The 13,627-nt window shown below is 31.4% G+C and carries 16 protein-coding genes; 13 read left to right on the forward strand and 3 right to left on the reverse strand.

All coding sequences use genetic code 11. From position 1 onward, the window contains the following. Positions 1-105 precede the first annotated feature (105 nt). From gcvT to LG649_RS02850, 10 genes are all read left to right on the forward strand, one after another. On the forward strand, positions 106-1,188 hold the full coding sequence (gcvT, locus tag LG649_RS02805; RefSeq protein ID WP_226540675.1) for a glycine cleavage system aminomethyltransferase GcvT: 1,083 nt from the start codon (positions 106-108) through the stop codon (positions 1,186-1,188). After that, positions 1,188-2,102 (forward strand): glutaminase, encoded by a 915-nt coding sequence (locus LG649_RS02810; RefSeq protein ID WP_226540677.1) that lies wholly within the window; start codon positions 1,188-1,190, stop codon positions 2,100-2,102. Before gcvT ends, LG649_RS02810 begins: the two co-directional genes overlap by 1 nt. A gap of 25 nt (positions 2,103-2,127) precedes the next feature. Further along, positions 2,128-2,952: a sugar nucleotide-binding protein gene (locus LG649_RS02815; protein WP_226540678.1), complete on the forward strand. Its 825-nt coding sequence runs from the start codon at positions 2,128-2,130 to the stop codon at positions 2,950-2,952. 51 nt (positions 2,953-3,003) lie between these two features. Then, positions 3,004-3,294 carry a 4a-hydroxytetrahydrobiopterin dehydratase gene (locus LG649_RS02820; protein ID WP_226540679.1) on the forward strand — a complete coding sequence of 97 codons (291 nt, stop codon included), beginning with the start codon at positions 3,004-3,006 and terminating at the stop codon, positions 3,292-3,294. A 73-nt stretch (positions 3,295-3,367) separates the two neighbouring features. After that, on the forward strand, positions 3,368-4,111 hold the full coding sequence (locus tag LG649_RS02825) for a YebC/PmpR family DNA-binding transcriptional regulator (protein ID WP_226540681.1): 744 nt from the start codon (positions 3,368-3,370) through the stop codon (positions 4,109-4,111). A gap of 156 nt (positions 4,112-4,267) precedes the next feature. Beyond that, positions 4,268-5,716 carry a glyceraldehyde-3-phosphate dehydrogenase gene (locus LG649_RS02830; protein ID WP_226540684.1) on the forward strand — a complete coding sequence of 483 codons (1,449 nt, stop codon included), beginning with the start codon at positions 4,268-4,270 and terminating at the stop codon, positions 5,714-5,716. 127 nt (positions 5,717-5,843) lie between these two features. Further along, positions 5,844-6,467 carry a tRNA (guanine-N1)-methyltransferase gene (locus tag LG649_RS02835; protein WP_226540686.1) on the forward strand — a complete coding sequence of 208 codons (624 nt, stop codon included), beginning with the start codon at positions 5,844-5,846 and terminating at the stop codon, positions 6,465-6,467. A 67-nt stretch (positions 6,468-6,534) separates the two neighbouring features. Then, positions 6,535-7,044 (forward strand): TlpA family protein disulfide reductase, encoded by a 510-nt coding sequence (locus LG649_RS02840; RefSeq protein WP_226540688.1) that lies wholly within the window; start codon positions 6,535-6,537, stop codon positions 7,042-7,044. A gap of 19 nt (positions 7,045-7,063) precedes the next feature. Further along, positions 7,064-7,816 carry a thioredoxin family protein gene (locus tag LG649_RS02845; RefSeq protein ID WP_226540690.1) on the forward strand — a complete coding sequence of 251 codons (753 nt, stop codon included), beginning with the start codon at positions 7,064-7,066 and terminating at the stop codon, positions 7,814-7,816. A gap of 106 nt (positions 7,817-7,922) precedes the next feature. Next, the gene (locus tag LG649_RS02850) at positions 7,923-8,891 is read left to right on the forward strand and encodes a hypothetical protein (protein ID WP_226540694.1); all 969 of its coding nucleotides are present in this window, start codon (positions 7,923-7,925) and stop codon (positions 8,889-8,891) included. A 1-nt stretch (position 8,892) separates the two neighbouring features. Here LG649_RS02850 and LG649_RS02855 read toward each other — a convergent pair whose 3' ends face one another. Next, a complete protein-coding gene (locus LG649_RS02855; protein ID WP_226540695.1) occupies positions 8,893-9,498 on the reverse strand; it encodes a DUF1684 domain-containing protein in 606 nt (201 codons plus the stop codon). 253 nt (positions 9,499-9,751) lie between these two features. Here LG649_RS02855 and LG649_RS02860 point away from each other — a divergent pair, with 253 nt between their 5' ends. Next, positions 9,752-10,984, forward strand: a complete 1,233-nt coding sequence (locus LG649_RS02860) for an MFS transporter (RefSeq protein ID WP_226540696.1) — start codon at positions 9,752-9,754, stop codon at positions 10,982-10,984. Beyond that, positions 10,963-11,931 (forward strand): YpdA family putative bacillithiol disulfide reductase, encoded by a 969-nt coding sequence (locus tag LG649_RS02865; RefSeq protein WP_226540698.1) that lies wholly within the window; start codon positions 10,963-10,965, stop codon positions 11,929-11,931. The genes LG649_RS02860 and LG649_RS02865 overlap by 22 nt, the downstream gene beginning before the upstream one ends. 52 nt (positions 11,932-11,983) lie before the next feature. Here LG649_RS02865 and LG649_RS02870 read toward each other — a convergent pair whose 3' ends face one another. Then, entirely contained in the window at positions 11,984-12,427 is a 444-nt protein-coding gene (locus LG649_RS02870) for an Lrp/AsnC family transcriptional regulator (RefSeq protein ID WP_226540700.1), read from the reverse strand. Between the two features lie 123 nt (positions 12,428-12,550). Between LG649_RS02870 and LG649_RS02875 the strand changes: the two genes are divergently transcribed. Next, positions 12,551-12,946 carry a hypothetical protein gene (locus LG649_RS02875; RefSeq protein WP_226540706.1) on the forward strand — a complete coding sequence of 132 codons (396 nt, stop codon included), beginning with the start codon at positions 12,551-12,553 and terminating at the stop codon, positions 12,944-12,946. Here the strand turns inward: LG649_RS02875 and LG649_RS02880 are convergent. Further along, entirely contained in the window at positions 12,943-13,482 is a 540-nt protein-coding gene (locus tag LG649_RS02880; RefSeq protein ID WP_226540708.1) for a sigma-70 family RNA polymerase sigma factor, read from the reverse strand. The two genes, LG649_RS02875 and LG649_RS02880, sit on opposite strands and share 4 nt — an antisense overlap. Positions 13,483-13,627 lie beyond the last annotated feature (145 nt).

A 13,627-nucleotide genomic window follows, 5' to 3' on the forward strand; every position in this document is an offset into this window, starting at 1 on the left:
TGAAGATATTATGTTTTCTTTTAAAAAAGAAATCCTGTTTTAATAGGTATATTAATTGTTGTAATATGCCTAATTGCACTTTATATACTAACAAAAGATTTTTAAATGAAGAATACTGCTCTTACCGAAACTCATACTGCTCTTGGCGCTAAAATGGTGCCGTTTGCTGGCTACAACATGCCTGTACAATACGAAGGTGTAAACGCAGAACACGAAACCGTAAGAAACGCTGTTGGCGTGTTTGATGTTAGCCATATGGGAGAATTTTTAATTGAAGGCGAACATGCTCTAGACTTAATACAAAAAGTTACTAGTAACGATGCTTCTAAGCTAACAATTGGTAAAGCACAATACAGTTGTTTACCTAACGATAATGGTGGTATTGTAGACGATTTAATAGTGTATCGCATAAAAGAAAACACCTATTTGCTTGTGGTAAATGCTAGTAATATTGAAAAAGATTGGAACTGGATTTCGAGTAAAAACGATGTTGATGCTACCATGCGCGATTTAAGCGAAGACTATTCTTTACTGGCTATTCAAGGGCCAAAAGCGGTTGAAGCCATGCAAAGTTTAACAAGCCACGATTTAGCTAGTATTAAATTTTACAATTTTATAGTTGGTGATTTTGCAGGTATTGAGCATGTTATTATTTCGGCCACTGGATATACTGGTAGTGGTGGTTTCGAAATTTATTGCAAAAACAGTGAGGTAAAACAAATTTGGGACAAGGTTTTTGAAGCCGGCGCAGATTTTGGTATTAAGCCAATTGGTTTAGCCGCTCGCGATACATTAAGACTTGAAATGGGATATTGCCTTTACGGAAATGATATTGATGATACCACCTCGCCTATTGAAGCTGGTTTAGGATGGATTACAAAGTTCACAAAAGAGTTCACAAATTCTGAAGCCTTAAAAAAACAAAAAGAAAACGGTGTAGATAGAAAATTAATTGCTTTTGAATTAGACGAACGCGGCATACCAAGACAAGGTTATGATATTGTAGATGGCAATGGTAATATAATTGGAAATGTAACTTCTGGTACCATGAGCCCTAGTTTAGGTAAAGGTATTGGTTTAGGCTATGTGCCAACAGTTTTTGCCGATGTTAATAGCAAAATTAATATTCAAATTCGTAAAAAAACCATTCCAGCAACGGTTGTAAAACTCCCTTTTTATAAAAATTAATGCGCGACTTTAAATCTATTTTACATTCTATTTACAACGAAGCTATTAGTCAAACCGATAAAGGTAAAGTAGCGACTTACATACCCGAATTGGCTAAAATAGATATTGATAATTTTGGTATTTATTTAAAAACCATGACTGGCGAAAATTATGGTGTTGGTGACTTTAATATCCCCTTTTCAATACAAAGTATCTCTAAAGTTTTAGCCTTAGGAAAAGCGATGGAACTTATTGGAGAATCTGTTTTTAAACGTGTTGATGTGGAGCCTTCTGGCCACCCATTTAATCAACTAGCCTTGTTAGAGGTTGAGAATGGTATTCCTAGAAATCCGTTTATAAATTCTGGAGCTATTGTTATCGCAGATATTTTAATTTCTAATTTAAAAAACCCAAAAACCGATTTTTTAAATTATGTAAGAGATTTATGTGGCGATAAAAATATAAACTACAACATTGCTGTAGCTAAATCTGAAAAAGATACGGGCTTTAAAAATTTTGCTGCTGCAAACCTTTTAAAATCTTTTAAAAATCTGGATAATGATGTTGAAGAAGTTTTAGATTTCTATTTTCATCAATGTTCTATAGAAATGACTTGCAGTCAACTATCTAACGTATTTTATTTTTTAGCTAACGATGGCTACTGTATTAACAAAAAGCTACATTTAAGTAACTCGCAAGTAAAACGTATTAATGCGTTAATGCTAACCTGCGGTTTTTATGATGAAGCTGGAGAATTTGCCTTCGAGGTTGGTTTACCCGGTAAAAGTGGTGTTGGCGGTGGTATTGTTGCCCTTCTACCCGATCATTTTATTATAACAACTTGGTCTCCCGGACTCAATAAAAAAGGGAATTCGTTGTTAGGTATGAAAGCATTAGAGCAATTTACGACCAAAACAAACCTATCTATCTTTTAATTTCATTAAAAACTAATTATTACTTATGCGTGAAATAAAACATAACATATTAATTCTTGGTGGCAGTGGCTTTTTAGGTCATGCCATTTACAGAGAGTTATGTTCTTATTTTAACACATTTGCAACATACAATTTTAATAAGAGCTTCGAAAAAAACCATCATTTTTTTGAATACAATTTTGAAGAAGATGACATTTACGAAATTCTCGATATTGTAAAACCAACTATAATTATTTCGGCCTTACGTGGCGATTTTTCAAAACAAGTAATGCTTCATAGGCATTTAAGTGATTATATTTTAGATAAGGATACTAAACTCCTCTTTTTATCTTCTGCTAATGTTTTTGATGCCTACAGTAAATTCCCAAGTTACGAACAAGACAAAACGCTAAGCAACAGTGTTTATGGCCATTTTAAAATAAAAATTGAGAATATGCTTTTACGCTTACCTCAAAAAAAAGTATGTATTTTAAGATTACCAATGGTTTTTGGTTCGCAATCACCACGAATACTAGAAATAATTAATTTTATAAAGGCTAAAGAACCTATTGAGATTTTTCCAAATTTAATAATGAATGTTACTACAGAAAGTAAAATTACACAGCAAATTCATTACATAATTAATAGAAATAAACATGGTATTTTTCATCTGGGCAGCAGTGATTTAGTTCATCATGACGATTTTATTAAAGAAATTACAGATAAATTAGGTTTAACAGAAAAAGCGTTCTTTAAAAGAGTTTATACAACTAATAACGACCGTTATTTAGCAGTGCTACCTAAGTACAATTTACTACCAAAAAACTTAAACATTTTAAGCGACGAAATTCTTGGTGAAATAAAAGTTTAACTTGATTATAAATAGCTAAATCTGTACATTGTAAAAAATTAAATTTTACTTATGAGCGTTTTAACCCAAGAAGAAATAGAGACTAAATTACTACGTTTTCCCGAATGGGAATATTACGACAATGCATTACATGCAGAGTTTGAATTTGAGAATTTTAAAGATTGTTTTAGTGCAATGAGTCGCATTGCATTTGAGTGCGAAGCTTTAAACCATCATCCAAATTGGAGCAACACTTATAATGTGTTAACCATTTCATTATCAACACACGATGCCAGTGGCGTTACCAATAAAGACTTTAAATTGGCCGAAGCCATAGAACACATTGTAGAACCCGAGGAATAATTTGTTTTTAAACACCAGGTTATTAACTTTGTGAGATTAAAATATCACCTTAAAAAATTAAATATATAGAATTATGGGAAGAGCTTTTGAGTTTAGAAAAGCAAGAAAAATGAAACGTTGGTCTGCCATGAGTAAAGCCTTTACTCGTATAGGTAAAGACATTGTAATGGCAGTTAAAGAAGGTGGCCCAGACCCAGATAGCAATTCTAGATTAAGAGCAGTAATACAGAATGCCAAGTCTGTAAACATGCCTAAAGACAATATTGAGCGTGCCATAAAACGCGCTAGCGATAAAAGTCAAGGCGATTATAAAGAAGTCCTTTTTGAAGGCTATGCCCAACATGGTATTGCTATTTTAGTTGAAACAGCAACAGATAATAATACAAGAACCGTTGCTAATGTGCGTAGTTATTTTAATAAATGTGATGGTAGTTTAGGCACATCAGGTTCGGTTGTTTTTATGTTCGATCACACTTGTAATTTTAAAATTAAGGGTGAAGGCATGGATTTAGAAGAACTAGAACTAGAACTTATTGATTTTGGTGTTGAAGAAATATTTGAAGACACCGACGAAGATGCTGACGGAAATGAAGTTAACAGCGTAATGATTTATGCTCCTTTTGAAAGTTTTGGTAAAATTCAAGCCTATTTAGAAGAAAATAATATTGAAATTTTATCGTCCGGTTTCGAACGTATTCCACAAGTAACAAAAACACTTAATGCAGAACAAGTTGCCGATGTGGAAAAACTAATTGAAAAACTTGAAGAAGATGACGATGTACAAAACGTATATCATACCATGCAAGAAGCAGAATAAAAGTATTATCATGTAATTGGTAATTCGTATTTAATATTTAAAACCCTTCAAAAAACATAGATTTTTTGAAGGGTTATTTTTTTCGTTAAACAGCTTACGAAAACGTTTGAAATATGGTATTTTTACTTCATAAAACATAAAATAAACTAAATAACTATGAGTTTTAATAAAACTTATGAAAAGGAATTAGCTTTTCAAGCAGACCGACGAAGAGCCACCGTAGAATTTATCAAAGCTGTAAACGATTTATGGTACGATAAAGCTATTGAATTGGTTATTTTTAGAAATCAATTAATAGATAAAAATGTTAGCCAAATTTTAAATCTGCACGATTATGCTGGTAAATTTGTACAAAAACCTATTTCTATTTTCGATTCGGTTGAAATTGCACAAGCTATTAAAACCCTAAACTTACCACCAGCAAAATTAGATATAGGTAAACTAACATACGAATATCATTTAGAAGATAATGCACATAATAACGCTACTGCATTTGTGGCATCAAAATTAAAAGATGCTCATAAAAACGGAGCCATTACACCAAAAGATGTTGTTTTATATGGCTTTGGCAGAATTGGCAGGTTGGTTGCTAGAGAACTCATGGTACGCACAGGAAAAGGTAATCAATTACGCTTAAGAGCTATTGTAACTCGTGGTGAAATAAACGAGCAAATTCTGGAAAAAAGAGCTTCGTTATTAAAAAACGATTCTGTACATGGCGATTTTTTTGGCACTGTAAACATAGACGTAAAAAATCAAGCTTTAATAATTAATGGCACAACCGTAAAAATTATTTCGGCAAATGCACCTAATGAAATAGATTACACAAAGTTTAATATAAATAATGCTTTAGTAATTGATAACACCGGTGCTTTTAGAGACGATGCAGCATTAAGTAAACATCTTAAAGCTAAAGGCGTAGATAAAGTTATTTTAACTGCGCCAGGAAAAGGCATACCCAACATTGTTTATGGTGTAAACCATAAAGCTTATAGTCCCGATGAATTAAAAATATTTTCGGCCGCATCGTGCACAACTAATGCTATTACTCCAGTTTTAAAAGCTATAGAAGACTCGTTTGGAATAAATAGCGGACATTTAGAAACCATTCATGCCTATACCAACGATCAAAACTTAGTTGATAATTTTCATAAAAAATATCGCCGTGGTAGAGCAGCCGGTTTAAACATGGTAATTACCGAAACTGGTGCAGGTAAAGCGGTAGCAAAAGCACTACCAGAATTAGAAGGCAAATTAACTTCAAACGCCATTCGTGTTCCTGTACCAAACGGATCGTTAGCTATTTTAAATTTAGAATTAAAGAATAAAACCTCTCTCGATGGAGTAAATACTATTTTAAAAAAATATGCTTTAGAAGGCGATTTAGTAGAACAAATTAAATATGAATTAAGCGACGAACTTGTATCAACAGATATTGTAGGAAGCTCTGCTCCTTCTATTTACGACAGCAAATCAACCATAATACGCAAAGATGGTAAAAATATAATTTTATACATTTGGTACGATAATGAATATGGTTATAGCCATCAAGTTATAAGACTTGCAAAATATGTTGCTAAGGTTAGGCGTTATACCTATTATTAATGCTATTTTTAACATCCGGAAAAATAAATTAGCCGTATATAAATTAGCCTCATAATTTGAGGCTTTTTATTTAAACTTAATTTTATATTTTAGTAGCCTTACAAAACAATTAACAATCATCAATACAATGAACGCTTTATCATCAAAATTTTTATTAATACTAATTTGTTTATTTTCTAGTTTATCTTTCTCTCAAACTACACAAAATGAAGAAACACAATCTATAAACAGTGGCACTATTGATAATCAGTTTGAATACTTATTAAGAAAGTCGGGTAATTTCAAAGGAACTAATGGTCAACCGTACGAAGCTGTAAAGTTAAGTATGATAAACGCTTTAAGAGCAAATACAAAAGACTCTTTAAATACCATAAAAAAGAATTTAGCCGACACCAAAGCTGTTGTAAATACACAAGCCAAAGAAATTTCTACGTTAAAATCTAATTTAAATAACACGCAAAGCTCCTTAGATGCTACAAATGCTGAAAAAGACAGCATGTCTTTGTTTGGTATACAAATGAGCAAAACAGGTTATAATAGCCTGATGTGGATTATTATTGCTGCTCTGTTAGCTCTTTTGCTTTTATTTATTTACAAATTTAAGAATAGTAATGCGGTTACAAAAAGTGCTAAAAAAGCTTTGGCTGAAACAGAAGAAGAGTTTGAACAACACCGTAAAGTAGCTTTAGAGCGTGAACAAAAAGTACGCAGACAACTACAAGACGAAATTAATAAACAAAAAAATGCTTAAAACTTTGTTAAAGCATTAAACCTATATATCCTCAAGAAGTCTAACAGCTTAATAAAACATATTTTTAATGAAAAAAAGTCTTTTATTAAGCTGTTTTTCTTTGTTCATTTTTTTAAGCTCTTGCGGCGATAAAAAAAATAAAAACACTACAATAAAAAATAACGAAAATATAACTGTATATAATTTTAATGATATAGAACCATTTTTATACAGTACTTCAAACAAAACCAAAATTGTAAATTTTTGGGCCATGTGGTGCGCACCTTGTGTAAAAGAGTTACCTTACATTCAACAATACGTAGCGCAAAACCCAGATGTTGAACTTTTATTAATTAGTTTAGATTTTCCTGAAACTATTGAAAAGGAACTAAAACCTTTTTTAAAAGAAAAGAAAATTACAGCCAAAGTAGTTATGTTAGACGATCCTGATGCAAATTCATGGATTAATAAAATAGACCCTAATTGGTCTGGTGCAATCCCTTTTACCATAATTTCAAATAAAAACAAACGTTTGTTTTTCGAACGCTCTTTTGATAGTGTTGAAGATTTAGAAAACGAAATTCAAAAAAACTTTTAATAATAATTTTAAACTATTTATGAAAAAATTTAGTGCATTAACATTAGCCTTAGTTTTAACTTTAGGCATGTTGGTTTCATGTAAAAACAAATCTGAAGCCAAGGAAAAAGAAGCTGTAAAACATGAACATAATGGTTCAAATGGAGAACATCCACCAAAACATGATCGTGAAAGAAAAGGTCCACCACCAGGAGGAAACCACAGCCCAGAACAAACTAAAACCTTAGAAGAAATTGGAGGCTATAAAATAGATGAAACTGCTACCGATTTTAAACTTAAAAATATTGATGGTAACCTTTTTTCGTTATCAAGTATAGAAAACGCCAAAGGTTACATTGTTGTGTTTACATGCAACGAATGTCCATTTGCTAAAATGTACGAAGATCGCCTAGTGGCATTACACAAAAAATATGCCCCTCAAGGGTTTTCGGTTGTAGCAATTAACCCTAACGTTAGCGCCAATAGTGATAAAGAAAGTTTTGAAGCTATGCAGAAAAGAGCTAAAGAAAAAGCATTTCCTTTTGTGTATTTAGCTGATGAAAACCAAGAAGTTTTCCCAAAATACGGCGCGGTTAGAACGCCTCATGTATTTTTATTAGATGCTGAAAGAAAAGTGCAATACATTGGTACCATTGATGACAATGCAAGGTCTGCAAGCGGTGTTAAAACAAAATATGTTGAAGATGCTATTAATGCTTTATTAAAAGGTGAAAAACCTGAAACCAATTACACAAAAGCTATTGGCTGCCCAGTTAAACCTGTAAAAGCCTAATTTTCCAATAAATAACTAATTAAAACCCGCAATTATTTTGCGGTTTTTTTATGTCTTTAAAAAATTAAAAGTAATTTTATAACTAAATATAATTCCTGTTTTTCTAATGAAATGTTATAAAATTATACTCGGTTTTTTATTTACAATTACAGTAGCGTGTGCTCAAAATAATTTAGACTTTGGAGAGAAATTCCCTTTAAAATTAGGTCAAACTACACCGTACACAAAAGTATCTATTGGAAATATTGAAGGTTATTTTTTGGTTGATTTCGGAACCACTTCTAGCACCATAGATACAAATAACTTTATCAACGGGAGACCATATGCGAACACTTCACATAAATACAATAACTTTAATTTTCTTGGTAATTGGGGTACGGTAAGTTTATATCATCAAAACCACTCAAACATTGCAGGCTTAAGTAATTTTAAGCAAGCAGGTATTATTGGAACCGACTTTTTAACGACTAATATTTATACTTTAGATTACGAAAACAAAGCTATTTATAAATCATCTGGAATAAATTTTTATTCCAACAAAAGCTTAATTAAACAAGGTTTTAAAGCCGCATCTAGCGTTGGGTATTATTCAAACGATTACAAAAAATTGAATAACGATTGTACAGCGAACATACCAACCATTCCAATAAAAATTGGTTCTATTAGCGCAACAGCCCAAATAGATTCTGGCTACGACGATGCAAAATACCGTCACTCCATAAATATTAACCAAGCCTTTTTTAATGCTTTAATTGATGGAGGAATTTATTTAGTTGAAAATCCTTCAGCAAATATAACGTTAAGCACTTGTGTTAGTTTTTACAGTGAAGCAGTTAAGGCCTACAAACTACCTAAAGGCGTAAAATTTTCGATTACTTCGGTTGATGGCTCTCCAATATTTTTAACGAACGATGTAAATATATTTTTAAAACAAACACCACCTGAAGCACAAACTTGCGGAGGTATTGGTACCTGGAAGATTCCTGCTGCACAACTAGGTGCTTCATTTTTAATGGATAGTAAAAAGGTGATTTTCGACCCGTTTCAATCGAAAGTTTGGTTTTATACTAAGTAATCTAGTGCTTTTCAAAAGCCTTCACCCCTGCTTCAATTTTAGTTCGTAAATAATTTACTCGAGGTACAATTGGGCAAGAATATTTATCATTATAGGCGCAGTAAGGATTATATGCCTTGTTAAAATCGATAGTTAAGTTATCATCTTTAGGAATTCTTAAATCAATGTAACGTCCGCCTCCGTAACTTGTGCTGCCGTTAGTTTCATCTAAAAAGGGTAAAAACAAATAATCTTCAAAACCTTCTCGCTGCATTAATTCTAAACCTTGGTAAACATTTAGTTTATATGGCTTTCCTTTTAATTCAAAATGTAAAACCCCATAAATACGTTCTTTAGTCAACCTGTTTGTTGTCGTTTTCATATTAAACCATTTGCTATCTGGAGTGCGCTCTAATTTTGCATTTACAACATAAACAGAATCTACTTTAAAAAAATCTAAACCTTCAAACGTTTTTCTATCTTCATTTTTTAATGGTGATGTAGAAGCATCTTTATATTCTGCGTTCAATTCCTTTTGAAAAGCAGTTTCTCCTTTTAAAAATCGTTTTTTTTGAGCACAACTAGTCAAACAAAAAAACGCAATAAATAATACAATTAATGGTCTCATATTAAATTTTTTCATTTCAAAAATACAACTTAAAACTTTTTTACCTAGTTTTGGAGTAACAAAGAAAATAAAAATGCAAGTCAACATTTTAATTTGTAAAAAACGTTATACCTCGTTACAACAACAGAGGTTGGGTTATTTATGTATTAAAATGTAATAAAACATTGCACAAAACATATTTTTTAAGCCCGACCTTTTTAGGTCGGGCTTTTTATTTTTTATAAACCAAATTTTATGATTTAAAACTTTACAAATGAAAACTTTATTTAACAACTACATAAATACTTTTAAAGGCTTATCTAGAGAAATCTGGTGGCTTGCTTTTATTACTTTAATTAATAGAGCTGGCACCATGGTTATTCCGTTTTTGTCGTTATACTTAAAAGAAGATTTAAACCTTACAGTTGCCGATGTTGGGTGGGTAATGAGCGCCTTTGGTTTAGGTTCGGTTGCGGGCTCTTGGTTAGGTGGTAAATTAACCGATACTTTAGGCTATTACAAAGTAATGGTAGGGAGCTTATTAAGTACTGGTATTTTATTTATTGTACTACAATTTTTAAACACTTTTGCGTCTATTTGTTTCGGTATTTTTGTTGTAATGCTAGTAGCCGATACGTTTAGGCCAGCTATGTTTGTGGCCCTAAATGCTTACAGTAAACCAGAAAACAAAATACGTTCGTTAACTTTAATTCGATTAGCTATAAATTTAGGTTTTTCGGCTGGTCCTGCTCTTGGAGGCTTAATAATTACAGGTTTAGGCTATGGCGGATTATTTTGGGTAGATGGTATTACGTGTATTGCAGCAACCTTAGTATTAATAAATGTATTACACCCTAAAAAAGCGAAAGTTTTAGATGAAGTTAAAACCGAAAACCCGGTATCTGCTTATTCAGATAAAGCATTTCTTGTATTTTTAGTAGCCATGATGCTGTTTGGCATTGTATTTCTTCAATATTTTTCAACAATAACCATATATTACAAAGATGTACATGTTTTAAGTGAATTTGAAATTGGTATTATTTTAGGTCTTAACGGATTTCTTATTTTTGTATTTGAAATGCCCTTAATTAAGTGGCTAGAAAACTCAAAATACAGCAAACTTAGGCTTATGTTTTTTGGTGCCATTTTAACAGGTTTAAGCTTATTAATTTTAAACTTAACAACTTGGTCTGGCGTTTTAGTTATAGGTATGTTATTAATGACATTTGGCGAAATGATAGCCTTTCCTTTTTCTAACGCGTTTGCTGTAGGTCGTGCAAAAAAAGGTAATCAAGGTGAATTCATGGCTTTATATTCCATATCGTTTTCTGTGGCTCATATTTTTGGGCATAATGCTGGGTTACAACTTGCAGGAACCGTTGGTTACAATACAACCTGGTATATTATAACAGCTATTGCAGCCATTTGTGCCATTATTTTGTTTAGCCTTAATGAAAAATTAAAAACTGATAAAAAAAGAAAAGCTTGGAAAATAAAAAAGATATAATAATTGTTGGCGGAGGACCAATTGGAATTGCTTGTGCTTTAGAGTGTAAAAAAAGAGGTTGGAGTTATTTAATAATTGAAAAAGGAGCGTTAACAAACTCTTTATTTAATTACCCTAAAAATATGACCTTTTTTTCTACTTCTGAAAAATTAGAAATTGATGATATTCCTTTTATAAGCAATAACCCAAAGCCTAACAGAGATGAAGCTTTAGAGTATTACCGCCGTGTTATAACATCAAATAAATTAAATATCAATTTATATGAAACCGTTAAAACTATTAATAAAATCAATAATGAATTTACTGTAACAACAGATAAAGCAAATTACAATAGTAAACGGGTAATTATGTCAACTGGCTTTTATGATATTCCTAAACTATTAAATATTCCTGGTGAAGATTTACCAAAAGTTACACATTATTACAAAGAAGCTCACAACTACGCATTACAAAATGTTGTAGTTGTAGGTGCAAGTAATTCAGCAGTTGATGCCGCTTTAGAAATTTATAGAAAAGGCGGTAATGTAACTATGGTAGTTCGTGGAGAAACCATAGGTGAACGTGTTAAATATTGGGTGCGACCAGATATTTTAAACCGCATAAAAGAAGGCAGTATTACCACTTACTTTAATTCTGAACTCACTGAAATTAAAGAAAATACGGTAACCATTAAAACGCCAGAAAAACGAATTACTTTAAATAACGATTATGTAATTGCTTTAACCGGTTATTTGCCAGACTTTAATTTATTAAAAACTAATGGTGTAACACTTTCTGAAGAGAAAAGAATACCTAACTACAATCCAGAAACTATGGAATCTAACATAAAAGGATTGTACTTAGCTGGTGTGATTTGTGGTGGAGAAGAAACTCATAAATGGTTTATTGAAAATTCTAGAATTCATGCTAAATTAATAGCAAAACATATAGAAAGTATAAATACTTAAACAGGGCATTTAAAAGCTAAAAACGTAATTTTTAACAGAGAGAGTTATTCTTTTACTTTAAAGGAATAACTTCTTTTTGTTTTACCACTCTAGATAAAACAATTTGAGTTTTAGATTCGCCATATGTTATTAGCTGGTCTATAAAGTTCTCTAAATGTTTATTGTTTTTTAAAACCACCTCCATCACAATATTTTCATCACCTGTAATTCGATAGCAATTTATCACCTCGTCGTAGGTTTTTACCTTTTCTAAGAAAGGCTTTAATTTACCCATAAAGGCACGAAGTGTTATTATAGCTTTTAATTGGTAACCCATTTCAAATGGCGAAACAATAGTTTTATACCCTTCAATTATACCTAAATCTTCCATCTTTTTTATGCGTTCTGAAACTGCTGGAGAACTTATACCTACTCGCCTACCTATTTCGGCATTCGATAAACGTGCATTTTCCTGTAAACACTTCAAAATCTTACTATTAAGAGAATCTAATTTCATTTTACATAAAATTTAACTTAAAAACTTAAATATTAAACCAAATATATTAATTTACTTTAAAATCTAAAGAAGAATATAAATTTATGTGAGTAATTTTGATGTGATTGCTAAGAAAAACAATATATGTCGACTAATACCCCATTAAATCTATCGGAATTACCGGTTTACAGAAAAGCTCAAGAGATTTTTACTATATCTCAAAACATATCTGCATACTTAAACCATGATTTATCTGGTTTAAATCCAGATGGTACAGAAGATAATAATATTTATTTTTCTGGGGATATCGTTCAGCAATCAAATTCTTTAGCTCCAGAAATTGCTAATGCCCAATTGGAACGTTGTTCGCTTAAAAAACGTAAGCACATTGCTTCTTTAAAACGATTAACTAACAGACTTTATAAAAACTCTTATAGACTTGAGCGCTCGAACAGTAATGGAAAAGATTTTTTACCTATTTTAAGAAGCGAATTAAAAAAGTTTAAAAAGTTACAGCGTAACTGGATGATGACACTTTAGTGGCAAATTTTGCAATCTTCTTTTTCTTTAATTTCGCCAACCAAATATCCTTCTTCATTTAGTGTATAACCACAGCAATCCATAAAACCTTCGGCTATTTTAGTTCTGCCACGTTGTATTTGAGATTTTACAGTAGATAACGGTAATTTTAAACGTTCTGCTACCTCACGTTGTTTTAAACCCATTATATCTGCTAAAAAAATGGGGGTTCTATATTTTTTTGGTAAATTAACTAATATACCTCGTAGGCAATCTTTTTCAGAATGCTTATAAATTTCTGTTTCTACCTCGGCTTCAATTTCATTTATATTAACTTTAATGTTACTGGTTTTAAAATAATCTAAAACAGTATATCGAGCTACAGAAAACAACCATGCTTTAAGTTTACTGTCATCTTTTAAAGTATGGATTTTTGTATGTACTTTTATAAAGGTGTCTTGCAGTAAATCATCTGCAATATCGTTTTGCTTTACTTTATCTTTTATAAAACGTTTAATATCTTGTGAGTATGTTTCCCAAATTTTCTTTGTTGTCATATCTTAATTTATAAAAATCAGCTTAAATTTCAAAAAATTTAAGCTGATAGTTAGTTAACAATTGCAGTTTTTACAATTGCAGTTCTCGCATTGGCAATCGTTACATTTTCCTTTATTACATGGCTCGCAATTACAAGCGCAATTT

It is taken from the genome of Neotamlana laminarinivorans (assembly GCF_020523925.1).
GTDB lineage: Bacteria > Bacteroidota > Bacteroidia > Flavobacteriales > Flavobacteriaceae > Neotamlana > Neotamlana laminarinivorans.